Annotated in this window: 22 protein-coding genes and 2 tRNA genes; 12 read left to right on the forward strand and 12 right to left on the reverse strand. The window is 48.5% G+C overall.

The features are described 5' to 3' along the window. The first annotated feature begins 36 nt into the window (after window positions 1-36). The 5 genes from U9P07_08020 to U9P07_08040 all read left to right on the forward strand — a co-directional run bounded on the left by U9P07_08020 (window position 37) and on the right by U9P07_08040 (window position 2,944). Complete coding sequence (locus U9P07_08020; protein ID MEA2109348.1) at window positions 37-315, forward strand: integration host factor subunit alpha; 279 nt, start codon at window positions 37-39, stop codon at window positions 313-315. Between the two features lie 12 nt (window positions 316-327). Next, window positions 328-672 carry a MerR family transcriptional regulator gene (locus U9P07_08025; GenBank protein MEA2109349.1) on the forward strand — a complete coding sequence of 115 codons (345 nt, stop codon included), beginning with the start codon at window positions 328-330 and terminating at the stop codon, window positions 670-672. A 42-nt stretch (window positions 673-714) separates the two neighbouring features. Next, a tRNA-Pro gene (locus U9P07_08030) sits at window positions 715-791 on the forward strand. A 107-nt stretch (window positions 792-898) separates the two neighbouring features. Further along, on the forward strand, window positions 899-2,266 hold the full coding sequence (gene mltF, locus U9P07_08035) for a membrane-bound lytic murein transglycosylase MltF (GenBank protein MEA2109350.1): 1,368 nt from the start codon (window positions 899-901) through the stop codon (window positions 2,264-2,266). A 99-nt stretch (window positions 2,267-2,365) separates the two neighbouring features. Next, a complete protein-coding gene (locus U9P07_08040; protein MEA2109351.1) occupies window positions 2,366-2,944 on the forward strand; it encodes a rubrerythrin family protein in 579 nt (192 codons plus the stop codon). Here the strand turns inward: U9P07_08040 and U9P07_08045 are convergent. Further along, entirely contained in the window at window positions 2,941-3,105 is a 165-nt protein-coding gene (locus tag U9P07_08045; protein MEA2109352.1) for a hypothetical protein, read from the reverse strand. The two genes, U9P07_08040 and U9P07_08045, sit on opposite strands and share 4 nt — an antisense overlap. Window positions 3,106-3,135: 30 nt before the next feature. On the opposite strand from U9P07_08045, the gene U9P07_08050 reads away from it, so the two are divergent. Continuing rightward, window positions 3,136-4,023 (forward strand): ArsA family ATPase, encoded by an 888-nt coding sequence (locus U9P07_08050; GenBank protein MEA2109353.1) that lies wholly within the window; start codon window positions 3,136-3,138, stop codon window positions 4,021-4,023. 213 nt (window positions 4,024-4,236) lie between these two features. On the opposite strand, the gene U9P07_08055 is transcribed toward U9P07_08050, so the two are convergent. Both U9P07_08055 and U9P07_08060 read right to left on the reverse strand, forming a co-directional pair. Beyond that, window positions 4,237-5,997: a TIGR04190 family B12-binding domain/radical SAM domain protein gene (locus U9P07_08055; protein MEA2109354.1), complete on the reverse strand. Its 1,761-nt coding sequence runs from the start codon at window positions 5,995-5,997 to the stop codon at window positions 4,237-4,239. 247 nt (window positions 5,998-6,244) lie between these two features. After that, a tRNA-Met gene (locus U9P07_08060) sits at window positions 6,245-6,321 on the reverse strand. A 220-nt stretch (window positions 6,322-6,541) separates the two neighbouring features. Between U9P07_08060 and lptG the strand changes: the two genes are divergently transcribed. From lptG to U9P07_08080, 4 genes are all read left to right on the forward strand, one after another. Next, the gene (gene lptG / locus U9P07_08065; GenBank protein ID MEA2109355.1) at window positions 6,542-7,630 is read left to right on the forward strand and encodes an LPS export ABC transporter permease LptG; all 1,089 of its coding nucleotides are present in this window, start codon (window positions 6,542-6,544) and stop codon (window positions 7,628-7,630) included. Window positions 7,631-7,655: 25 nt separating this feature from the next. After that, window positions 7,656-8,763 (forward strand): peptide chain release factor 2 gene (prfB, locus tag U9P07_08070; GenBank protein ID MEA2109356.1). Its coding sequence is split into 2 segments (ribosomal slippage): window positions 7,656-7,721 and window positions 7,723-8,763, totalling 1,107 coding nucleotides; the frame shifts between segments, so codons are not numbered across the junction. 109 nt (window positions 8,764-8,872) lie between these two features. Further along, on the forward strand, window positions 8,873-10,546 hold the full coding sequence (locus tag U9P07_08075) for a ribonuclease J (protein ID MEA2109357.1): 1,674 nt from the start codon (window positions 8,873-8,875) through the stop codon (window positions 10,544-10,546). Between the two features lie 61 nt (window positions 10,547-10,607). Further along, complete coding sequence (locus U9P07_08080) at window positions 10,608-12,848, forward strand: DNA translocase FtsK (protein MEA2109358.1); 2,241 nt, start codon at window positions 10,608-10,610, stop codon at window positions 12,846-12,848. 5 nt (window positions 12,849-12,853) lie between these two features. Here U9P07_08080 and U9P07_08085 read toward each other — a convergent pair whose 3' ends face one another. The 9 genes from U9P07_08085 to U9P07_08125 form a co-directional block, all read right to left on the reverse strand. After that, window positions 12,854-13,564 carry a hypothetical protein gene (locus U9P07_08085; GenBank protein MEA2109359.1) on the reverse strand — a complete coding sequence of 237 codons (711 nt, stop codon included), beginning with the start codon at window positions 13,562-13,564 and terminating at the stop codon, window positions 12,854-12,856. A gap of 39 nt (window positions 13,565-13,603) precedes the next feature. Continuing rightward, complete coding sequence (gene alaS / locus U9P07_08090) at window positions 13,604-16,243, reverse strand: alanine--tRNA ligase (protein MEA2109360.1); 2,640 nt, start codon at window positions 16,241-16,243, stop codon at window positions 13,604-13,606. A 108-nt stretch (window positions 16,244-16,351) separates the two neighbouring features. Then, window positions 16,352-16,795, reverse strand: a complete 444-nt coding sequence (locus U9P07_08095) for a regulatory protein RecX (GenBank protein MEA2109361.1) — start codon at window positions 16,793-16,795, stop codon at window positions 16,352-16,354. Further along, the gene (locus tag U9P07_08100; GenBank protein MEA2109362.1) at window positions 16,792-17,982 is read right to left on the reverse strand and encodes a type IV pilus twitching motility protein PilT; all 1,191 of its coding nucleotides are present in this window, start codon (window positions 17,980-17,982) and stop codon (window positions 16,792-16,794) included. The genes U9P07_08095 and U9P07_08100 overlap by 4 nt, the downstream gene beginning before the upstream one ends. Window positions 17,983-18,041: 59 nt before the next feature. After that, a complete protein-coding gene (gene recA / locus U9P07_08105; GenBank protein MEA2109363.1) occupies window positions 18,042-19,064 on the reverse strand; it encodes a recombinase RecA in 1,023 nt (340 codons plus the stop codon). A gap of 127 nt (window positions 19,065-19,191) precedes the next feature. Beyond that, window positions 19,192-19,773, reverse strand: coding sequence for an RNA 2',3'-cyclic phosphodiesterase (gene thpR / locus U9P07_08110; protein ID MEA2109364.1), 582 nt, complete (start codon window positions 19,771-19,773; stop codon window positions 19,192-19,194). Then, window positions 19,770-20,252, reverse strand: a complete 483-nt coding sequence (locus U9P07_08115) for a CinA family protein (GenBank protein MEA2109365.1) — start codon at window positions 20,250-20,252, stop codon at window positions 19,770-19,772. The genes thpR and U9P07_08115 overlap by 4 nt, the downstream gene beginning before the upstream one ends. A gap of 1 nt (window position 20,253) precedes the next feature. Further along, complete coding sequence (locus U9P07_08120; protein ID MEA2109366.1) at window positions 20,254-20,721, reverse strand: phosphatidylglycerophosphatase A; 468 nt, start codon at window positions 20,719-20,721, stop codon at window positions 20,254-20,256. Window positions 20,722-20,731: 10 nt separating this feature from the next. Next, on the reverse strand, window positions 20,732-20,947 hold the full coding sequence (locus U9P07_08125) for a ferredoxin family protein (GenBank protein MEA2109367.1): 216 nt from the start codon (window positions 20,945-20,947) through the stop codon (window positions 20,732-20,734). 252 nt (window positions 20,948-21,199) lie between these two features. Between U9P07_08125 and U9P07_08130 the strand changes: the two genes are divergently transcribed. Both U9P07_08130 and U9P07_08135 read left to right on the forward strand, forming a co-directional pair. Beyond that, window positions 21,200-21,748, forward strand: a complete 549-nt coding sequence (locus tag U9P07_08130) for a cupin domain-containing protein (protein ID MEA2109368.1) — start codon at window positions 21,200-21,202, stop codon at window positions 21,746-21,748. Window positions 21,749-21,780: 32 nt separating this feature from the next. Beyond that, entirely contained in the window at window positions 21,781-23,550 is a 1,770-nt protein-coding gene (locus U9P07_08135) for an aldehyde ferredoxin oxidoreductase family protein (GenBank protein ID MEA2109369.1), read from the forward strand. Window positions 23,551-23,683: the final 133 nt, after the last annotated feature.

Consider the following 23,683-nt stretch of genomic DNA (forward strand, 5'->3'; position numbering starts at 1 on the left):
GATTATTCCATGACCAGCATAACAAGGGGAGCAAATATGACTAAGGCAGATATCGTCGAAACGATCTATGAAAAGGTGGGATTGTCAAAACGAGAGTCAGCCAAGATTGTTGACATGATTTTTGATATTATAAAAGGTAAGCTGGAAAATGGTGAAAATGTCAAGGTTTCCGGCTTTGGCAGTTTTGCCGTCCGAAATAAAAATGCCCGCCGAGGCCGCAATCCTCAAACGGGTGAAGAAATCACCATATCAGCCCGCCGGGTTTTAAGTTTCAAACCCAGCAATGTTTTGCGTAAGCATATTAACGAAAACTGATGACTCCCTTTGATGAGCTCTAACAGTATTCCCGATAAAATCTTCTTTCGCATCGGCGAAGTAAGCGAGATTGTCAAGGTTAAACCATACGTACTGCGTTACTGGGAATCGGAATTTGAGCTCATTTCCCCTGAAAAAAGCAACAGCAAACAAAGGCTTTATCAGCGGCGGGATCTTGAGTTGTTGCTGGAAATCAAGAGATTGCTGTATGAAGAGGAATTTACCATTGCCGGTGCCAGGAAAAAACTTAAACATTTAACCACGAAAAAAAAGAAAAATAGAACTGATAATTCTGAGCTGCTTACCGATATCCGTGATGAATTGGAAGAAATCAAATCGCTTATTCATTCCAGGTAGCTGAATTTTTGAGTTATTAAATCCCCTTAAATCAACACAATCCGGGGCGTAGCGCAGTCTGGTAGCGTACCTGAATGGGGTTCAGGTGGTCGAAGGTTCAAATCCTTTCGCCCCGACCAGTTTATTTCAATAGCGATCGGCCTGAAAGGCAGGTCGCTGTTTTTTATTTTAGGCTTCAGCCCTGCCATACATTGTCTGACACAATATCGCCTGAGGAGTCATTTCCATGAGGAAACCTGGCATATGTTGCGTGACACTGTTCCTGTTTTTGCTCTCCCTGCTGTTTTTCTCCTGCAATCCAGTACCAGATAGCATTAGTATAGCCCCCGGCAAGCTCACGGTCCTGATCCGCAACATCCCCACCGCTTACTATGAAGGACCGGACGGCAAGATGGGCTTTGAATACGATCTGGCCAAAACATTTGCCGACCATATGGGGCTTGAGCTGAAACTTAAAGTTGTTGACTCGGTTACCGATATCCTGAAAGCGATTGAAAACGGAGAAGCGGATCTGGCGGCCGCCGGCTTGACCCGAACGGATGAACGGGAAAAGCGGTTTCTCTTTGGTCCTGACTACTTTACTGTCCAACAGCAAGTGGTTGGCAATCGCAGTCATCCCTACCCGAAAAAGGTTGAAGAGCTGGCCGATTATGACCTGCTGGTGCTGAAAAATACCAGCTACGTGGAGCAGCTCAGGGAACTTCAGCAGCAATATCCCGGACTCCACTGGCAGGAAACCGATGAATACAGCACCGACCAGCTGCTGGAACAGGTCTGGCTCGGCAAGATTCCCTGCACAGTGGCCGACTCCAACATTCTGGCCATGAACCGCCGCTATTTCCCCGAACTGACAGTTGCCTTTCCCATCAGTGAAGAACAGTCTTTAGCTTGGATCATCAACAAAAAAGAAGGAAAGCTGAAAGATGAGCTGTTCAAATGGTTCGCCAACTTTAAAAAGTCCGGCAAATTCGCCGGATTAAAAGATAGATACTACGCTTACACTGAAATTTTTGACTATGTTGACATCAAAGTTTTTACCCGCAGAACAAGCAGCCGCCTTCCGTCAATCCAAGAATATTTCCAGAAATATGCTGAGCAGTACGACCTCCCCTGGACCATCTTGGCAGCAAAAGCATACCAGGAATCCCACTGGAAAACCAACGCAGTCAGTCCCACGGGTGTCAAAGGCATTATGATGCTGACCCTGCCGACCGCTAAAGCCCTGGGAATCACTAACCGCCTTGACCCCAAACAAAGCATTAAAGGAGGAGCACACTATTTACGTCAATTACTGGACCGCGTACCGGAATCTATTCCTGAAAAACAACGCTTAGCTTTTGCCATGGCAGCTTACAATGTCGGCATGGGACATATCTATGATGCCCGGAAGTTGGCAAGGAAGCTGGGGAAAGACCCGGACAGCTGGAAAGATATCAAGAGTGTCCTGCCCCTGTTATCACGCAAAAAATACTATAAAACCCTGCCGCATGGTTATGCCCGTGGCTATGAACCGGTTCGCTACGTGGACCGCATTTTCAATTACCGCAACATCCTCGAACAAAAACTGGGCCTGCTGTCTACCCATCCGGACTGAATGAAGAATTACCCCCCCCAGGCAAATAAGATAAGCCTTGCAGCATTAATATTCATCTGCTAAAAATAATAGAAAAAATCAAACAGAGGAGCTAAAAACATGAGTAAATCATTAAAAGGAAGTAAAACAGAAAAAAATATTTTGACCGCTTTTGCCGGTGAAAGCCAGGCCCGCAACCGCTATTCCTACTTTGCCAGCAAAGCAAAAAAAGAAGGATACGTACAGATATCAGCCATTTTTGAAGAAACTGCCAACCAGGAAAAAGAACATGCCAAACGACTGTTCAAACTCCTTGAAGGCGGCGAAGTGGAGATAATTGGCACTTTTCCCGCCGGCGTAGTCGGCAGCACGGTGGACAACCTGAGAGAATCAGCGGCAGGGGAAAACCATGAGCATACGATCATGTACCCCGAATTCGCAGTAACTGCCCGCGAAGAAGGCTTCACTGAGATTGCAGACATATTCGAGGCCATCGCCGTAGCGGAGAAACAACATGAAAAACGCTATCTGGACCTGATGAACAATATCAATCAGGATCAGGTTTTCAAGCGTGAGCAGCCGGTCATCTGGAGATGCCGCAACTGCGGCTATCTCCATGAAGGGAATGAAGCACCGGAAGAGTGTCCCGCCTGTGCCCATCCCCAGGCTCATTTCGAGCTATTGGGTGAAAACTACTAACGCAACTTTCTGGCTTGCATTGCCAGGAATACATTACAGGATGTTCGGGCTTGGTTCATAGCGGTTTTGGCCGCTTGGTTGGGAACAGTTATTAAAACTGTCCCCCATTGTGATTCGCGGCGGACACCTCGGAAGCCGGCCATGGACGGCTGGCTATTCATAGCTCAGAATGAACAACAAGCGAGTGGAATATGCCCCGTCAAAAAAGCAAAATTATCATGTTTACGGGCAAGGGAGGGGTGGGGAAAACCACCATGTCGGTGGCCACCGCCCTCCACTATGCCCAATCGGTTAAGACACTGATCGTCTCAACGGACCCCTCCGGTTCCCTGACAGAAATTTTCCATACCGATGTCAGCAAAGAGATCACCCCGATCTCCCACAATCTGGAAGTAATTGAACTGACCCGGAAGGTGGTATTAGATCTTTGGCGCCAGAAATTTGCCGATGAAATTTACACCGTTCTTTCTTCATTCCTACCGGTTGAAAGAGATATCATCGATTATATCGAAGGGGCTCCGGGGATTGATGAGGAATTCATGCTGGATTATGTCCTGACCCTGCGCAACGCCGGAACCTATGAAATGATCATCTGGGATACGGCCCCCACCGCAGCCACCCTCAACCTGCTGTTTGTACAGCAGCTTTTCTATACCCATTTAACCCAGGCTCAAAAGCTCTACCTTAAAGTAAAAGGAGTACTCAACCAGGTCAATCCACTGGAACTCATTTATAAATGGCGCCGCTTAACCGAGGATGTCATCACTATGCTGAAAGAAGACGCCTCAGCCTGGGTGGTTACCAATCCGGAACGTCTACCCGTAGAGCAGGCCCTGTTTATCGGCAACTCGCTGGTTGAGTTCGGCATCCCCCTGAACGGCTACATTCTCAACAAAATGCTTTCCGCCGAGGTATGCCGGGGCAACGCCTTTCTGGAAACAAAACGGGACAACCAGATGCACTGGCAGCAAAACCTCCGGAAACGGACAGTCGACCCCATTCAAATCATTCCGGAACTGGTAGGCGATATTACCGAAAAAGACAAGCTGCAACAAATTGCTAATCTGCTGGGTTATTAGAACCTTACTCCTGAAAGTCTGTCACTTTTTTCAGTACCCCCTTGGATAATTACGGGGACAATTACGGGGACGACAATTACGGGGACAGTGACAATTACGGGGACAGTATATAGAACTATTCACCCCGTTATTTTTTGGTCAAGGTCTTCGCGGACGAAGTATACGATACAAATCAGTTTCCAAAAGTTCCGCAAAAGCTTCCCGGCCCAACGGTTACCGTCTCCTCCTTTTGAAGATATTACTGCAGATATCGGCAGTACCCATCTTGATCAACTGCGGAAAATTAAAAGAAGTTATACTATAGGGCAGATCCAGTTCGGTTTTTTCACAGACAGTGGAAACATTGGCCCGATCAATCTGCGGTTTGATAATCATCAGCTCCCGCTCAAGTTCCTCTGGTGTACAATCCTTGATCAGCTGGTCAATGGTAGTCATCAATGCAACAGCGCGGTTAATACGGTCTTCAGTTTCCGCGGCCACGTTCTGGCTGATGAGGCCGAATCGGGCCTTTAGGGCGTTGAGCCGACGACCGGCCTCATAGGTTACGTCAGCCAGTTCATCGCGATTCATCCAGCGGGTTTCATAATTGAGGATATGCTTCCAGGTAGGCCCCAGCAGAATCTGGCGATGTTCCTCCAGCGTCCGACAGCGGATGCGATAACCATATTTTTCTGATTGTTCATAAATGGGACATCCCGGATCGATGAAAGGAGCCAGCGGCCCGATGAAGGGCATAAAACGGCCATCACCGAAACGTTCCAGCAGGCACTCAAAGTAATCGACGCTTTCCAGTACCGATTGAGGCGTCTGCTCCGGCAGGCCAATCATGAAAAACAGATCAAAACGCCGGCAACCGACGTCCAGGCAGGCGGCGATGGTTTCTTCGATTTCCTCATTAGTATAGCGCATATTGAGGGCGCGACGCACGGTTTCATCATGTGATTCAGGCGAAAACTCGATAACGAATTCGGGCAGTCCTTCGGCCAGTTCTGCGGCAAAGGTTTGATCAATCGGCTCAAAAATTTCCAGCATTCCCTGGCCGGGATATCCTTTGATGGCCTTCAGGAAGCTACGGGCGTATTCCATCCCCGGTTGGCGAATATCCCCCAATAGAAAACCCGGTCCACGACTAATTTTATACATGTCGAACATGTCTTGAGCCAATTTCTCAGGGGAACGGAAAGCCGGAGCTTTGCGGCCGGTGATCAGGCGGCCGGCGGAGGCAGACCCACCGCAGTAGGCACAGTTATGCTTGCAGCCACGCACGGTGAGAACAGCCATCGCCGGATAATCAACCCAGTGACTGAAGGGTACATAATTGAGAAAATCAAGATCCCGGACAACTGAACGGACCATCTGCCGATAGTTCATTTCCAGGTGATCCAGATCTTCAGGAATGTAAGTCTGGGGATTGACGTGGATTTCACCAACCCTGTCCTTCCAGGTTAGATTGGGGATATTTTTGAGATTGTCTTCGTTGATTTTATTATAATTTTTCGCGGCAGTGATACACTCTATGAGCAGGCGCAGGGGTTCCTCGGTTGAATCGCCGCACAAAACATAATCAACCTGAGGATATTTTATCAGTTCCTGATGGAAGTAGGATGAGGAGTACCCCCCGAAGAAAACAGGAATTTCAGGATGATATTTTTTGACCAGGGCGGCTATTTCCAGGGAACCATGCGCATGGGGCATCCAGTGGAGGTCGATACCGAAGGCCCGCCCTTGCAGCCGGGAAATAAGCTTTTCGGCATTAAAGCGCCGGGAACGGACCATACGGGCGGCCAGGTTGACGATGCGGGTGCGAAAACCGTCCGCCTCCAGATAGGCGCACAAGGTGCTGAAACCAACCGGATACATATCAAAAACAGGTTCAGAAGGTACAAGATCGCTGGTCGGACCCCACAAAGTGGCCCGCTGGCGAAAGTCGTAGACGGTGGGGGCGTGAAGGAAGATAACATCAGCAGTTGCCATAATATCTGCTCTCCAATTCCATCAAGGTTGATCATAGAAATCATATATGAGAAAATGCAGGAAAGCTATAGCATGTCTCCCCTGTTCATTCAAGTTCGATAGCAATCATCAATTTTCCGTAACCACTTGACACTTAACTGGCCAATTTAAGAATATCACCGCCAGATAACGATATTCGTGAAAGGAAGCCAGGGACGTACAATGAAAAAGGGGTTTACGGTGATGTTCCGTAAACCCCTGTTTTTATTGGTAGCGGGGGCAGGATTTGAACCTACGACCTTCGGGTTATGAGCCCGACGAGCTACCGGACTGCTCCACCCCGCAACAATTTCGATATCGATGAGGAACAGTAACTAATATAATTACTCTGATTTGTCAACCATAAATGCTGAAAAAAATACTGATCATAGTATTTCAGCGTTTACAGCCGGTTATAAATTGCTCTGCCTGTTTTTTTTTGTTATGGTCCTTTGAGTATTTCTGCTCGGGCATTTGGACAAAAACCTGGAAGCAGAAATAAATTCTGATTGGGCCCTCCATAATCATGCAAATTTACCAACGTTATCTGCTGAAAGAACTTGTACAGATTTTTCTCCTGAGCCTGCTGGCCCTGCTGGCGATCTATATTCTACTCGAGTTTTTTGGCACCCTTGATGACTTTATTGAAAACCAGGTCAAGATAAAATTCATCTTTCTTTACCTGGCAAACCAAGCACCTTTTTTTGCCGCCCAGTTCATTCCTCTGGCTTTACTGCTGGCAACCATGCTGACCCTTGGCGGCATGGGACAAAACAACGAGATCATTGCCTTTCGCTCCTGCGGCTTCACTTTATACCAGTTAAGTCTGCCGCTGCTGATTGCCGGTGCCTTTTTTTCCCTCTTCACCTTCTCACTCACTGAATATGTTGTACCTCCCACTTTTGCCCGGGCCAGGCATATTAAAACAGTTTTCGTTAAACATAAGCAGGAAAAGAAACTTTTAAATCTCAAAGACGTATGGTATACAAGCGGGAGAAATATCTATCATTTCAATAAGCTGGACCCCGGAAAGAACGTCATTAAAGGAGTAACCATTTATCGGCTTGACCAGTCATCGATGCTCAAAAAGCGGATTGAGGCCAAACAACTCATTTACCGGGATGGCCAGTGGATAGCAAAAAAGCTGACAATCCGGGATTTCACCTACCATAATGGCCGCTCGACCCTGCAGAAGTTTAAGCAAAAACAATCCATGGCCTTAGCCATCAGCGAAAAACCGGAAGATTTTCTTATTCCGCAAAAAGCAGTTGAGGAAATGAATGTCAGAGAATTAAACCGCTATATCGATAAAGTGAAAAATATCGGCGTTAATGTTAATGAATACAAAGTACAATTGTACCATAAATTCTTTTTCCCCCTGTCTTGTCTGGTGATGGCACTTCTGGGGATACCTTTTTCTCTGGGTTCCAAACGCAGTGGAGGTTTTGCAAGAAGCATAGGGGTAAGTCTGGTTATTGGTTTTTCATTTTGGTTCGTCCTCTCTTTTTCACTGGCCCTGGGAAAAGCTGGAATTATCTCGCCAATGCCGGCGGCATTCCTGCCCCATTTGTTTTATAGCGGACTTGGAATCATTTTGATCAGAAGAAATATTTGATAAAGTAATTAAGGAGAAATATCGCATGGTTTTACCACTGGAAATAACCGATTCAATGAAACAGCTGACCGAAAAAGTAGAACTATACCGGGGGTATCTTTGATCTTGAGATTCTTAAACAACGGCTGGAAGAAATCGAAAAAAATGTTACTCAGGAAGATTTCTGGCAGGACCAAGAGGCGGCCACAAATATTCTCAAGGAGCAAACTACGATCAATAATGAGCTGGAGCGCTGGCAGCAGATTGAAAATGAGCTGGAAAATATTACCGTACTTGTCGAGCTGTTGAAAGAGGAAGAAGATCCTGAATCAATAGCAGAGCTGAAAGCACGACTGCGAAAACTGGGTAAGAATCTAGCCATTATTGAACTGGAAAAGATGATGGCGGAAAAAAACGACCGGAAAAATGCCATCGTCAGCATCAATGCCGGCGCCGGGGGCACCGAAGCCCAGGATTGGGTCGAGATGCTGCTGCGGATGTATCTGCGCTGGGCGGAAAAGCAGGGCTGGAAATCTGAAATCATTGATATCCTGCCCATGGATGAAGGCGGCATCAAAAGTGTGACCTTTACCGTCAGCGGGAAGTATGTCTATGGTAATTTCCGTTCGGAAATCGGCATCCACCGCCTGGTGAGGATATCTCCTTTCGACGCCGGCAATCGCCGACACACCTCATTTGCTTCCGTCTTCGTCTACCCGGAAATCGATGACGATATCAAGATTGAGATTAATGACAAAGATTTACGCATAGATACCTATCGGGCCAGCGGCGCCGGCGGACAACATGTCAATAAAACAGATTCCGCGGTTCGCATTACTCACCTGCCATCAGGCATTGTGGTTCAATGTCAGAATGAACGCTCACAGCATAAAAACAAGGCCATGGCCATGAAAATTCTCAAGGCCCGCCTTTACGAAGCAGAAATGGACGCGCGTCAGGAAGAATTGGATAAGGTGGAAGGAAGCAAGAAAGAAATTGCCTGGGGCAGCCAGATTCGTTCCTATATCATCCATCCATACCAGATGGTCAAAGATCATCGCACGGATTTTGAAACCGGAAATGTCAATCAGGTTCTTGATGGCGGGCTTGATCCCTTGGTGGAAGCCTACCTGCTGCACAAGATGAAGGTGTAAGGTATAGGGAGCAAGGTTTATGATTTATGGTTTTTCCGTAAACCTTACACCGTAAACCTTACACCATATACCGTAAACCCTATACCGTTTTTAAATGGATAACGACAAAATGACTCTACCTATGGATTCCAATACGGTTCAGCTGATTCCCCTTGGAGGGCTCGGTGAAATCGGCATGAACATGATGGCAATCGAATGCAGTGATGAAATCCTGATCATCGATTGCGGCCTGATGTTCCCTGAACCTTATATGCTGGGAGTAGACCTGGTAATACCTGACACCACCTGGCTGCAGGAAAACCAGGACCGGGTCAAAGGAATCATTATCACCCATGGGCATGAGGATCATATCGGCGCCCTTCCTTTTGTACTTCCCCACCTCAAAGTCCCCATTTACGCTACCAGCTTCACCCTTGGACTGATAAAAAAGAAACTTAAAGAATATTCCCTGGATCAAACAACAGAATTTATTGCCATCGAACCCGGAAAACAGATAGCAACAAGACACTTTACGGTTGAGTTTATCCGGGTCATCCACTCCATCCCTGACGGCGTCGCCCTGCACCTCAAAACTCCGGTGGGCTGCATTATCCATTCCGGAGATTTCAAAATCGATCATACGCCATTGGGAAGTGATTTCACCGACCTGGCCGAATTTGCCCGACTAGGCCGCGATGGCGTCAGATTGCTGCTCTCTGACAGCACCAACGTCGAACAGGATGGTTTTTCAGCCCCGGAAAAAAAGGTCCGGGACGCCATGATGGCATTATTTCCCACCTGTCCCGGCAGAATCATTATTTCACTTTTTTCATCCAACCTGCTCCGCATCGGGGAAATCATCAACCTGGCCCACCGGCAGCAGCGTAAAGTGGCGCTCTACGGCCGCAGCCTGCTCGGCAATGTCATGGTTGCCCGGGAGCTTGGCTACCTGAAGATTGACGACGACACCCTGATTGATATCCAGGAAACCGGTGATTATGAACCGGAGCAATTGCTTATCATCACCACCGGCAGCCAGGGAGAACCACTTTCCGGTCTTTCCCTGCTGGCTTCAGGGGGCAATAAATGGTTCCAGGTCATCCCTGACGATACGATCATCTTTTCATCACGTTTTATTCCTGGAAATGAAAAAGCCATCAACAACCTTATTAACCGTCTCTACCGCCGGGGGGCCCGGGTCTTATATAAACCCATCGCCTATACCCACACCTCCGGCCATGCCCATCGTGATGAATTAAGGCTGCTGCTCAACCTGGTCAAACCGGAGACCTTCATCCCCATCCATGGGGAATATCGCCACCTGGTCCAACATGCGAAACTGGCTGAAGAACAGAAAATTCCCAGAAATAATATCCTGATTGCCAAGGATGGTGATATTATCACCCTGGACGCCACCGGTATTCGCCAAACCGGCACGATTGAAACCGGAAAGATTCTCATCGACGGCAAAGGTACCGGCGATGCTGCAGATGTTATTCTCCACGATCGAAAAGATTTGTCCCACAATGGGGTGGCAATGGTAATTATGGTTATCAAAGAATCAACCGGAGAAATCGTTTACGGACCTGACCTGACCACCAAAGGACTATTTTTTGAGGAAGAAAAAGAAATGGTACTGACAGAAGCGCTGGAAGTTATTAATGACAGTATAAACAGTATTCCCGCCTCCGAGCGCCGGGACTGGATTGAAATAAAAACCATTGTCCGCAAAAATCTGAAAAGGTTTTTCAAGCGTCATTTACAGCGCAAACCAATTATATTACCAATCATCATTGAACTTTAGGAGGCTGTCCGAGAATGCTCTTAAACCTTTATCCTTTATCCTTGAACCTCTATTATCTGCCATGATGAAACGACTTCGACTGGACCGCCAGGAATGGAAATGTGAGATAATCAGCATCCTGATTCTCGGCATTGCTGTTTTTCTGCTGATTTGTCTGCTTTCTTACTCTCCGAATGATCCTTCCTGGAACACGGCAACCACCACCGGCAAACAGATCAGCAATTTTGGCGGTCGTCTGGGGGCCATAGTGGCTGACCTGTTGATTACGCCATTCGGGCTGGCCTCAATGGTTATCCCCCTCTATCTGTTTGGTCTTTTCCTGGCCATGATGACCGCTAAAAAATCTCCTCCCTGGAGCAGTTATCCCGGCGCAATATTGCTTTTACTCAGCACCTCCATCTGGGCATCACTTATCAGACCTTCATTGGTTTATCACCAGCAGGAACTCCAAACCGGTGGTTTCTTCGGCCACCTGATGTCAAAGTTTTTTCTCTTTTACCTGAGCATGGTTGGCACTTGCCTGATCATGTTGATCATATTTTCCCTGGCCATTATTGTCACCACCCATATATCACCATTAAAATTAATGGCTGTTATCGCCGAAGGTTTTTTGCAGGCCGGCCTGGCTCTCAGCAGCTCATCCCTGGCTCTGGCAAAATGGGCGGGCAATCTTTTTGGAAGCAGGCAAACCCCGGATAGACAAAAAAAGAACCACGCAAAAAAACCACGCATCAAGGTAGAAAAGCAATCAAAAACCAAGGGCATAAAGGATGAAATCCTGCAGCAGGAAGTTTTACCGTTCTTTCATGAATCAGGAAAAGTCAGTCTTCCCCGGGTTTCCATTCTGAATGACCCACCCGCTGACAAAAAGATCTCCCATGACAAAAAAAGCCTTTTTATGAACTCCCAGATCCTGGAAAAAAAGTTATTGGACTACGGGGTGGAAGGCGAGGTAACCGAGGTTATTCCCGGTCCAGTGGTTACCATGTTTGAATTCAAACCGGCCGCCGGAACCAAGTTGAGCAAAATTGCTTCCCTGGCTGATGATCTGGCCCTGGCTCTCAGCGCTTTATCGGTTCGCATCATCGCCCCGATTCCGGGGAAATCCGTGGTCGGCATTGAAATACCCAACCTGGAGCGGGAAAATGTCTACTTCAAGGAACTGATCACCTCAACCGCTTTTCAGGATACCAAATCACCGTTACCACTGGCCCTGGGAAAAGATATCGGCGGCAGTCCTTTTGTCACTGATTTAACCAAAATGCCACACCTGCTGATTGCCGGATCGACCGGTTCCGGAAAAAGTGTGGCCATCAACAGCATGATCTGCAGCATTCTCTTCAAGGCTCCACCCGAACAGGTCAGGTTCATCCTGGTGGACCCGAAGATGCTTGAACTTTCCGTTTATGACAATATTCCCAACCTGCTCCTGCCGGTGGTCACCAATCCCAAACGGGCCGCTGCCGCCCTGCGCTGGGCGGTTGAAGAAATGGAACACCGATACACCCTGATGTCGGAATCCGGCACCAGGAATATTAACAGCTATAACCGACTGGCCAGGAAAAACGCCAGGCAGCATGACAAAGAAGATGGCCTGCAGACCGAAATATTACCTTATATCGTCATTGTTATTGATGAGCTGGCAGATTTGATGATGATTGCCGCCAAGGAAGTGGAGAGCTCCATTACCAGGTTGGCCCAGATGGCCCGGGCAGCAGGCATCCACCTGATCCTGGCCACCCAGCGGCCATCGGTTGATGTCATCACCGGTCTGATTAAAGCCAACTTCCCGGCCCGGATCTCTTTCCGGGTATCGTCCAAGATAGATTCCCGCACTATTCTTGACTCCATGGGGGCGGAACACCTGCTGGGCAACGGCGATATGCTCTTCCTGCAGCCCGGTTCAGGAACCTCGAATTTTACCCGCCTGCATGGCGCTTTCCTCAGCGATAAAGAAATTCGTCAAATCACCGATTTCCTCAAGAAACAGGGACAACCATTACATGATGACGACCTGTTGAAAGAGCAGGAAGAAGAACTCTCTAAATCACGAAAAGAGCGGGCAAAATCATCCTTTGATGGCGACAGGGAGCAGGAGGGGGAAGAAGAATACGATGAGCTTTATGACCAGGCCGTAGCTTTTGTAACCGAGGTAAAAACGGCCTCCGCCTCACTGATTCAGCGTAAGTTCCGTATCGGCTACAACCGGGCGGCCCGGATTATTGAAAGCATGGAAAGAGAAGGTGTTATTGGGCCGGCGGAAGGCAGTAAACCACGAAAAGTGCTTGTCGGAAAGCTGTAGACAACCTACAGAAGAATTGCCAGAAACATGGTAGACATATTAAAGAAAAATTTTGGCGGTGAACCACCACGCAGATAGATATCATCAGTGATCCGAGTCAGAATCCTGGCCATGATAACCTCATAACCCATATTGATATAACCATCATCACCTGCCTCGTTAGTGCAGAACAGCAAACGGCCATCCTCATCCCGATAAACCTTTAAACGCCAGTTCACCTGACTGATATTACGATAAAGCTGCTGCAGGTTCTCCAGCGATACCTGCAAACTGCTGAGCAGGACTTCATCTTTCTCCTGATAGGTTTCCCTGATACTTTTCATCAACCCCAGGCTGAGCAGAAACACCCGGTCCGGACACTGCGGCTCTTTGGCAAAAGCCTCGGTCAGGATTTCATGGGACGGCAATTTTCTGTACCGGGGAAACGGCAATTTTCCAGCTTTATAAATCCCCTGGACTTTGTCTTCCCGAGCTTTCAAATCCGGTTCATATTTAGGATTTTTGGCATAAAGGCGGCAGGTAAACTTCTCCAGCTCTTTATAATGTTCCTCGAGATGATAGGCAAGTAACTTGGCATCGGTGGGGATGACGGCTTCACTCAGGGAGCTCCTGGAACCAAGAAAACCCTTGCTGCAGCCGGCCAGCAGCAACAGGAAAAATCCCAGGCAGGCAAATTCAAATAGTGATTTTAAGCCGCCCGATTTTTGCGATGCCATAAAATCCTTATATTTCATCGCCGGGAAAAGCGAATAAAATCATAATAATTCCCTGACTTTGGCCAATGCCTGATCAAGATTATCGGCTTGCGGACCACCGGCCTGGGCCAGCTCCGGCCGCCCACCTCCCTTGCCGCCGACCACGGCAGCCAATTTCTTGATGATATTCCCTGCCTGATAGCGCTGCTGCAGGGAAGCTGCCACGTAGGCAATCATCAGGGCCTTCCCGGCCACCTTGGCTCCAAGCACAATAATACCCTCAGGATTCTTCTGCTTATAAACATCCATTATCTGACGCATCTCTTTGGGATCATCACAATCAACCCGGGAAACCAGCAAAGAAATACCATTTACTATTTCCACCTTTCCGCCCGGCCCGGACAGTCCGGCAACCGGCCCGGCTCTAAGTTTTTCTTTCAGGCTGCTGATCTCTTTATGCTGTTCCTTCACCTGTTCCTGCAGACGGTGAACCTTATCCGGCAGGGCGGCAACCGCGGCCCCTTTCAGTAACGCGGCCAGATCCCGAAGGATCTTTTCTTCATCATTGATATAACGACAGGCTTCCATGCCGGCATAAGCTTCAATCCGCCGCACCCCGGCCGCAATCCCGCCTTCTGATATTATCTTGAAAAAACCAATATCGCCGGTCCGGGAGACATGCGTTCCTCCACATAATTCTCTACTGGCATCGCCCATGGAAACCATCCGGACCTGTTCACCATATTTTTCCCCGAAAATGGCCATGGCTCCCTGATCAACCGCCTCTTCCATACTGGTAATTTCCGTGCTTACCGGCAGGTTGGCCATAATTTCCTGGTTAACCAGCGCCTCCACCCGGTCGAGCTCATCGCGGGTAAGGGCAGCAAAATGGCTAAAATCAAAGCGCAGGCGTTCAGCGGTAACCAATGAACCTGACTGTTTTACATGTTCCCCCAGCACCGCCTGCAACTTGGCCTGTAAAAGATGGGTTACTGAATGATGCCGTTGGATTGCCAGCCTTTCCTGCTTTTCAACCGTCAAGGCACAGGAATCCCCCAACGACACCGTACCTTCTTTAACCACGGCGTGGTGGACGATAAAATTGTCCAGCGGTTTGGTGGTCGAGGTAATCTGCAGGCTGAAATCATCACCGACTCCCTTGCCCTGGTCACCTACCTGACCGCCGGATTCACCATACAAAGGGGTCCGGTCAAAAACTATTTCAATCTTCTGGCCGCCAGTGGCCCGGGAAACCTGCTCACCATCTTTCAGAATCAACAATATCTTACCACTATCCTGGAAGCGATCATAACCAGTGAAGGTGCTCTTGACTCCCTCCTGGAACATTTTTTTGTACACCTCTCCCACCGCTTCTTCCCCGGAGCCTTTCCAGGATTGACGGGATTTCTCCTGCTGGACCAGCATCTGGGCATCAAAACCGGCCATATCCAGAGTCACCTGCTCTTTGGTAACAATATCTTCGGTCAAATCAACCGGAAAACCATAGGTATCATAGAGTTTAAAAATCACCTCACCGGGAAGTATTGTTTCCTGCTTTTGCCGCAACTGCTCCAGTTCATCGTCCAGCATTTTCAGGCCGCGATCGAGAGTTTCACCAAAGCGTTCTTCCTCATTTCTGATCACCCGGGTAACAAATGGCAGTGATTCCATCAGCTCCGGATAGGCACCCCGCATCTGCTTGGCCACCGTTTCTGCCAGATGATAGAGAAAAGGCTGGTCAATTCCCAGCAGTTTGCCATGGCGGGCCGCCCGGCGCATAATCCGGCGCAGGACGTAGCCACGCCCCTCGTTTGCCGGCAATACCCCGTCGGCAATCAGGAAAGTCGTTGCCCGGCTGTGATCGGCCAGCACCCGCAGAGAAACATCATGATCTGTATTCTCACCGTAGGCTTTTCCGGAAATCTTTTCCGCTGCCGTAATGATGGTACGCAACAGATCAGTATCGTAATTACTTTTAACTCCCTGGGCCACTGCCGCCAACCGCTCCAGGCCCATACCCGTATCAATGCTGGGTTTTGGCAGGGGTTTCATGGTCCCATCCGTTTCACGGTTATACTGCATAAAAACCAGGTTCCAGATTTCCAGGTAGCGGTCACATTCACACAGACCGATGCCGCACCGGTCACCACAGCTCATTTCCTCGCCCTGGTCAATAAGGATTTCCGAACAGGGTCCACAGGGTCCGGCATCACCCATGGCCCAGAAATTATCCTTCTCACCCATGCGAACAATACGCTCCGCCGGCACCCCGATCATGTCATGCCAGAGATCATAGGCTTCATCATCATCTTTGAAAACCGTCACCCATAATTTATCAACCGGCAGGCCCATTTCTTTGATCAGGAAATCCCAGGCATAGTTGATTGCTCCTTCCTTAAAATAGTCACCGAAGGAAAAATTACCCAACATTTCAAAAAAAGTATGGTGGCGGGCTGTCCGGCCGACATTTTCCAGATCATTATGTTTGCCCCCGGCCCGCACACATTTCTGGGACGTGGTTGCCCGGCAATAATCGCGTTTTTCCAGGCCGACAAAGACATCCTTGAACTGGTTCATGCCGGCATTGGTAAACAGCAGACTGGGATCATTCAATGGAATCAGGCCGGAACTTTTAACAATTTTGTGATCATTCGCCTGAAAATAATCAAGAAATTTTTGCCGAATTTCACTTCCGGTCATATGTTTCTCCTTGTCCTTGTATTTTTATACGGTGTACGGTTTAAGGTGTACGGTTTAAGGAAAAACCTTATACCTTGCACCTTAAACCTTATACCTTATACCTCATAACTAATGATCTTCCCGGTAGCGGCTTACAAACGGTTCAATCTCCTCAGCTAGAAAGCCACGGCGGTACAGATAGGCATAAATATCACCACGGGCTTTTCTGCTGAGACGAGAAAACAATTCTTCAAGTTCTGTTGCCGAAACCCCGGCAAACAGCTCATCGATAATCTGCTGGGCCAGGGATAATGGAAGTCCTTTTCTTCTCAGACGCTGAGCAATCATCAAACGCCCGTATCCCTTCTGCCAGAGATAATTGGCCGCCAGTTGCCGACCATTATTCAAGTCATCCAGATAACCAAATTCGGTTAATCTGTCAATAGCTGAGTCAATAGCGGTCGCTGCAAACCCCCTGGTTTTAAGCTTCTGTCGCAGTTCAGTACTGAAGTGATTACGGCGAGCCAGCAGGTCCTGGGCCTTATGATAGGCTTCATCAGGCCCTAAGCTCATTGACCAAAACGCTCCACCTGAAAAGGTACATCCTTGCCCTTGCCCCTGCCCTTGGTTGTTTGATCCTTTGATTCATCCTGGCTAAAATCATCCCACGAGCTGTCTGATCCGGTAGAAATTCCCTTGACTTTCAGCTCAAAATCATCCGGATTACTGCTTTGTCTCAGGGCTTCATCATAGGAAATCAGCCCTTTACTGAACAGGCTGTAAAGGGACTGATCAAAGGACTGCATACCATAAATAGTATAACCACCGATGATCGCATCTTTTATTTCCACTGTTTTAGCTTTTTCGGCAATACATTCCCGGGTACGGGAGGTGGAAACCAGAACTTCGGCTGCCGGCACCCGACCTTTACCGTCCTTACAGGAAATAAGCCGCTGGGAGATAACCCCTTTGAGAATACCTGAAAGCTGCAGGCGAATCTGGGTTTGCTGAAACGGCGGGAAAGCAGAAACAATTCTGTTGATGGTTTCCAGGGCATCCACTGTATGCAGCGTGCTGAGTACCAAGTGTCCGGTTTCGGCAGCGGTTAAAGCAATTTCAATGGTTTCCAGATCCCGCATCTCACCTACCAGGATAACATCTGGATCCTGGCGCAGGGCCGAGCGCAGGGCGAGAGAAAAAGAATTGGTATCGAAACCAACCTCACGCTGACTGACAATACTGAGCCGGTCCTGATGCAGATATTCGATGGGATCTTCGATGGTAATAATATTAACGCTGCGGCTGCGATTGATATAATCAATGATTGATGCCAGGGTGGTACTTTTGCCGCAACCGGTAGTTCCGGTAACCAGTATCAGGCCCCGGTTGGTTTCCTTGGCCAGTTTTTCAATCACCGGCGGCAGTTTCAAATCACTAAAAGTCATGATATCATAGGGGATGGAGCGCAGAACCATGACCATGGTCCCCCGCTGCTGGTAAGCATTCACCCGAAAACGGCCAAGGCCAGCTACCCCATAGGCAAAATCCACCTCATGAAAATCAGCATAGCGCTCCCTTTCCAGGGGCCCCATGATCTCTTCAGCCATTGATTTAAGCTCTGAAGCCTCAAGCCGGGAAAAATTTTTCAATGGATAAAGTCGACCGTCAACCCGAACAATGGGTGGGTCACCTGCTTTCAAATGGACATCAGAGGCTTTATAGTCGATACCCGCCTGCAGAATTTCATCGATACGATTCATATTAGCTGCTCCTTTTGCAACTGCTCAGGGTAACAACGGCCTGAGCCAGTCCCTCATGTTTAGCTCTCCGGCGGGGAGTCACTTCCCGCTACCGGAATATGATGGAACGTTCTGACTTCTTGCTCTATAGTATCGAGAATTTCCTGATTTTCTTGAAGATAATCCCTGACAAAATCACGTCCCTGCCCCAGACGTTCACCACCATAGGAGTACCATGAACCACTTTTTTCCACAATTCCAGCTTTGACCCCAAGATCCAGGACCTCTCCGGCCCGGGAAATACCTTTCCCAAAGAGAATATCAAAAGTGGCTTCCCTGAATGGCGGCGCCACCTTATTTTTAACCACCTTAACCCGCGTGCTGTTCCCGAGAATGGCATCACCTTTTTTTATGGCCCCGGTCCGGCGAATATCCATGCGAACCGTCGAATAAAATTTCAATGCATTCCCACCGGTGGTGGTTTCCGGATTGCCGAACATCACCCCGATTTTCATCCGAATTTGATTAATGAAGATGACCGATCCCTTGGATTTGCTGATCGCCGCCACCAGCTTCCGCAGTGCCTGGGACATGAGCCGGGCCTGCAATCCCATATGGGAATCACCCATATCTCCCTCAATCTCCGCCCGGGGAACCAGGGCGGCCACCGAATCAACCACCACCAGATCAATGGCCCCACTGCGAACCAGGATTTCAGCTATTTCCAGAGCCTGTTCACCGGTATCAGGCTGGGAAATCAGCAACTCCTCGGTATTAACTCCAAGATTTTTAGCATAAACAACATCCAAAGCGTGTTCAGCATCGATGAAGGCAGCCACCCCACCCTTTTTCTGGGCCTGGGCAACAATCCCCAGAGCAAGAGTGGTTTTTCCAGAAGATTCCGGACCGTAAATCTCGATCACCCGACCCCGGGGAATTCCACCTACCCCAAGAGCGATATCCAAACCTAAAGATCCGGTGGGAATAACCTCAACATTCGAAATCACCCCTTCAGCACCCAGGCGCATGATAGATCCCTTGCCAAACTCCCTTTCAATCTGGGTAACCGCCATCTCCATTGCTTTATTTTTATTGTCATCCATAACTATCTCCTTATATATGGGTTATTATTTCATTTTTTGACCGACCGAAAACCAGATAGATACCCGGGACATTGCTTTAGCGGTGTCCCCACAAGTCAGAGCAAGTCATAAAGTTGAGACAATAATTTCAGATTATCCCGGCTGAAAAGCTATCAAGTCTTGTATATACTGCACCCGCCGGAGTCAGTTGACTTTGATAAAGAGAAAATGCCGTCACCGGGAAAGAACTTCCCACCGGCAGCAGATCATCCGCTTGTCTTTGCAGCTGCCGAAAGACAGAAACTGCATTACCATCTTTCGATGGTTTTATCCGGGCCAGGGTCAGATGCGGCGTATAAGGCCGCTGTTCTTTGAGTACACCGATCCCGGCAGCACAAATCTCTACCCGGTCCAGCAATCCCCGCATTTCATCAATGCCGACAGAAAATCCCTGCCAGAAAATCCGCGGCCGCTTAAAGGATGGAAAATATCCGCTCCCGCCAAGTTTCAATACAAATCCGGACCATTCAATAGCAGCACAACAACCGGAAAGTTGATCCAGTTGACTTTCTTCGACTTCTCCTAAAAATTTGAGCGTAATATGGATATTTTGTGCTGCCAGCCAACGAAACCGCAACCCGCGGCCAACACTTTTTTTGAGTTTTTCCACCCCATCCGCCACCTGTTGCAACATTGGTAGCGGCAGGTCAACGGCTAGAAAAAGTCTCAAACCCCCGCCTCATCTGTACCAATCAGCCGGACCAGCAGTTCCAGAGCATGCTGGGCCGCCTGTTCCTTTATCCGCAGCCGGTCACCGGCATACTGATAATGTTTTACTACCCGCTTTTGGTTATAAGCTCCGGCCAGATATACCAGGCCAACTGGTTTTTCCGCGGAGCCACCGCCCGGACCGGCAATACCGGTGGAAGCCACGGCCAGCTTTGCTTTTGTCCGGGATAAAAGACCATCAACCATGGCCTCGGCCACTTCCGGGCTCACCGCCCCGTGAGCTTGAAGCAGCTCCGGCGAAACCCCAAGCAACTCCTCTTTTGCCTGGTTGCTATAGGTTACCAGTCCCCGGTCAAAATAAACGGAACTGCCGGGTACATTGGTAATCCGGTGGGCAATCAAACCGCCGGTACAGGATTCCGCCACCGCCAGCCATAAAGAAAGCGGCGGCAACAACACAGATAGTTTATATTCAGGCATGTTACAGGCCCATCACAAGCAATAAACGCAGAACAACATAAGCCATAATCCCGGCCACCAGGTCATCAACCACTACCCCGATGCCACCGTGCAGGTTTTCATCGCACCAGTTAACTGGAAAAGGCTTAAAAATATCGAAAAAACGAAATAACAAAAAAGCGGCGATGAAACGAGGCCAGGAAAAAGAAATCAAGACAGTGGTTAACAAAAAACCAACAATTTCATCAATGACAATTACGCCGCTATCGGCCTGGTGTAAAATTCTCTCGGCTTCACCAGCAGACCAGAAGGCCACCAAAATCAACAATAATAAAAGAAACAGGTACAACCACGCCGGCAGCTGGTTAAAAAACCACCACAAAGGCAAGGCCATCAAAGTACCGAAAGTCCCGGGAGCAATCGGCACCGCACCGACATAAGCACCACTGGCGATAAACAAAGCCAGATTCTCCCGGGTTTCAGTCAACATAAAGATATTTTCAATCAATTAAGATTACAGCATCTACAGGGCAATTATCCACACAGGCACTGCATTCAATACATTCCTCCGGGGCGACTACCTGTGGAACCTCATCTTCCAAAACAAAGACATCTGATGGACAGACATCCACACAGGTACCGCAACTGGAACATTTTTCCCTGTCAATAACCGGATACATGCGCTCATAACTACCCAAATACTGCTTTTTTGTCAATCCCTATATCCATATTACCGTGATCTTCATTCCCCGATTATCTCCCTAATATCATTAGAGATATTATGAATATCGAAATATTTATCCATCCCCTTCAACCAAGACTGATGCCTTTTCAATTCTGAAATATTACTTTTACATGTTATTACTTTTTCATTGACAGTAATTATATTTTTGTTTATGAATCAAAAATCAATAAAGTATTAGTTAATTTAATAAACATATATTTTAAAAAAATTACTACTGCTCATCATGGAAAATATCGGCAGACGAATCAAGACATTACGTACCGCCAAACAGTTGACCCTGAAGCAAGTTTCCCATAGAGCCGGTTGCAGTGATGTTTTTCTTTCCCAGGTTGAACGCAGCCTGGCCAGTCCTTCCATTGCCACCCTGAAAAAAATCGCCAATGCCCTGGGAGTGAGCATTATTGACCTGATCAGGGATGAAGATAATGGTCAGGACCAAGTGGTAACCCGCAAAAAAGACCGGATACAATTCAAGTTTCCCCATACTGAAGTATACAGCGAGTTGCTGACCCGTAATGTCAAGCGAAAAACCATGCAGCCGCTCTATAAAATTGTCAAGCCTGGCAGCGGCAGTGAAGGACTTTACAGCCACCAGGGGGAGGAACTGGGCATTGTTCTTGAAGGCACCCTGGAGTTGACGGTTGACAACCAGGTCTACCAGCTGGAAACCGGCGATTCTTTTTATTTTCAATCATCACGACAACATGGCTACCAGAACAATGGCAATACTGATGCCGTTTTGATCTGGGTTATTTCACCACCGACATTTTAGCCTGATTTACATTCTGGCCGGGGAGAAAATAGATGGACGGCTTTTATGGTCGCGTACTTTACCTTGATCTGACCAGCCGGCAAACCAGCATCGAACCAATCGCCGAGGAAATCCAACAACGATACCTGGGCGGCAAGGGACTGGCATCCTGGCTGCTTTACCGGCATAATCCCCCCGGGATTGACCCTCTGGCCCCGGAGAATCGACTCATATTTGCCACCGGTCCGGTCACCGGCAGCCGTATCTGGGGCTCCTGCCGTTATGGTGTCTTCAGCAAATCGCCCCAAACCGGCATTTACAGCGAGTCCTATGCTGGCGGCAGGGTTCCTGAAGCCATTGATGCCTGTGGTTTTGACGCCTTGGTTATCAGCGGTCAAAGCCAAAATCCTATTATAATAAAGGTTCATCCTGACGGAGCTGATTTCCATGAGGCCCAAGATCTCTGGGGCCTAGATACGTTTAGAACTGAAGATCTCCTCCACGAACGTTTTGCTGACAAAGAAAAAACCGGCAGGAAAGCGGGAGCGGTGGTTATCGGCCCGGCGGGTGAAAACCTGGTTCGTTTCGCGGTGATCGAAAATGATTACTGGCGATCAGCTGGACGCACCGGCCTTGGCGCCGTCATGGGATCCAAAAAACTTAAGGGAATCCTCTTTGAAGGCAATCAGCGGCGGCCTCTGCATGATTCAAAACTGGTTGCCGCCCGGGCAAAGGAATTGGCACGCGACAACCGGGAAAATCCCGGAGTCCTGGCCTATAAAAAGATGGGAACCCCGATGATGGTCAAAATCATGAATGAAGCCGGGGCATTTCCCAGCCGCTACTGGACCCGGGGAACTTATGAACAATGGCCGAAAATAAGCGCTGAAGCGCTGCACGAACGCTGTCTGGTCAGACCCCACGCCTGTCTGAAATGTTTTATGGCCTGCGGCCGACAGACAACCCTGCTCCAGGGAAGACATGCCGGTCTCAAAATAGAAGGCCCGGAATATGAAACCATCTATGCTTTCGGTGGCCTCTGCCAAGTGGACAGCATCGAGGAAATCGCTTATCTCAATGATATTTGCGACCGTCTGGGCATGGACACCATCACCGCCGGCAATCTTTGCGCCTTTACCATCGAGGCCGTCCGCCACGGCCGGATTTACTATCCCATTGATTATGGAAACGTTGATGCCATTGCAACTTTACTGAGTGAAATTTCCGACAGAAGAGGGATCGGCGCCATCCTGGCCGAAGGCATCCGGACGGCCGCCAAAACCTGGAACCTTGAAGATCTTGCCGTCCAGGTCAAGGGAATGGAACCGGCCGGCTATGATCCCCGGGCACTTAAAGGTATGGGACTTGGCTACGCTGTTTCCGATCGTGGAGCCTGCCATTTGCGCTCAACATTTTATAAGGCTGAGCTGAGCGGGATGATCGATCCGGAACATACAGACGGGAAAGCAGAGATGTTTCTTGATTTTGAAAACCGGCTCACCATTTTTGACACCCTGATCCTCTGCCGTTTCTATCGCGATCTTTATCCCTGGGAAAAACTGGTGGAAATCATCCGGGCCGTTACCGGCATGGATATTGACCAGCAAAAGCTGCGGGAAATATCCATGGGGATTGCCGACCTTGTACGTCACTTCAACCTGCGGGAAGGCATGAATCCCCGGGAAGACCGGCTGCCGAAGCACCTGCATCAAAAACTCCAGGACTCCGGAAAAGTTATTAGTGAAGCTGAATTGGACAAAATGCTTCAGGATTATTACCATTTGCACGGCTGGGATGAGCATGGCAGGCCAGATAAAACCTAAACTGAACGATTAGCCTTTAGCGGTTAGCTATTAGTTTAATGATTACAGGATTTTTTGCTATTACAAACGTAAACATTCGACTACGTTTTCAGAAAAGATAAAAATACTCTCACAGAGGCACAAAGTCACAGAG

Source organism: Pseudomonadota bacterium, from assembly GCA_034660915.1.
GTDB lineage: Bacteria > Desulfobacterota > Anaeroferrophillalia > Anaeroferrophillales > Anaeroferrophillaceae > DQWO01.

Coding starts and splice junctions, on each gene's coding strand:
- U9P07_08130 (MEA2109368.1), top strand. CDS start 21,200: ATGGAAAATATCGGCAGACGAATCAAGACATTACGTACCGCCAAACAG.
- U9P07_08095 (MEA2109361.1), bottom strand. CDS start 16,795: ATGAGCTTAGGGCCTGATGAAGCCTATCATAAGGCCCAGGACCTGCTG.
- U9P07_08055 (MEA2109354.1), bottom strand. CDS start 5,997: ATGGCAACTGCTGATGTTATCTTCCTTCACGCCCCCACCGTCTACGAC.
- U9P07_08050 (MEA2109353.1), top strand. CDS start 3,136: ATGCCCCGTCAAAAAAGCAAAATTATCATGTTTACGGGCAAGGGAGGG.
- U9P07_08080 (MEA2109358.1), top strand. CDS start 10,608: ATGATGAAACGACTTCGACTGGACCGCCAGGAATGGAAATGTGAGATA.
- U9P07_08020 (MEA2109348.1), top strand. CDS start 37: ATGACTAAGGCAGATATCGTCGAAACGATCTATGAAAAGGTGGGATTG.
- U9P07_08115 (MEA2109365.1), bottom strand. CDS start 20,252: ATGCCTGAATATAAACTATCTGTGTTGTTGCCGCCGCTTTCTTTATGG.
- lptG (MEA2109355.1), top strand. CDS start 6,542: ATGCAAATTTACCAACGTTATCTGCTGAAAGAACTTGTACAGATTTTT.
- U9P07_08045 (MEA2109352.1), bottom strand. CDS start 3,105: ATGAATAGCCAGCCGTCCATGGCCGGCTTCCGAGGTGTCCGCCGCGAA.
- mltF (MEA2109350.1), top strand. CDS start 899: ATGAGGAAACCTGGCATATGTTGCGTGACACTGTTCCTGTTTTTGCTC.
- recA (MEA2109363.1), bottom strand. CDS start 19,064: ATGGATGACAATAAAAATAAAGCAATGGAGATGGCGGTTACCCAGATT.
- U9P07_08085 (MEA2109359.1), bottom strand. CDS start 13,564: ATGGCATCGCAAAAATCGGGCGGCTTAAAATCACTATTTGAATTTGCC.
- U9P07_08100 (MEA2109362.1), bottom strand. CDS start 17,982: ATGAATCGTATCGATGAAATTCTGCAGGCGGGTATCGACTATAAAGCC.
- U9P07_08120 (MEA2109366.1), bottom strand. CDS start 20,721: ATGTTGACTGAAACCCGGGAGAATCTGGCTTTGTTTATCGCCAGTGGT.
- U9P07_08075 (MEA2109357.1), top strand. CDS start 8,873: ATGACTCTACCTATGGATTCCAATACGGTTCAGCTGATTCCCCTTGGA.
- U9P07_08135 (MEA2109369.1), top strand. CDS start 21,781: ATGGACGGCTTTTATGGTCGCGTACTTTACCTTGATCTGACCAGCCGG.
- U9P07_08025 (MEA2109349.1), top strand. CDS start 328: ATGAGCTCTAACAGTATTCCCGATAAAATCTTCTTTCGCATCGGCGAA.
- U9P07_08040 (MEA2109351.1), top strand. CDS start 2,366: ATGAGTAAATCATTAAAAGGAAGTAAAACAGAAAAAAATATTTTGACC.
- alaS (MEA2109360.1), bottom strand. CDS start 16,243: ATGACCGGAAGTGAAATTCGGCAAAAATTTCTTGATTATTTTCAGGCG.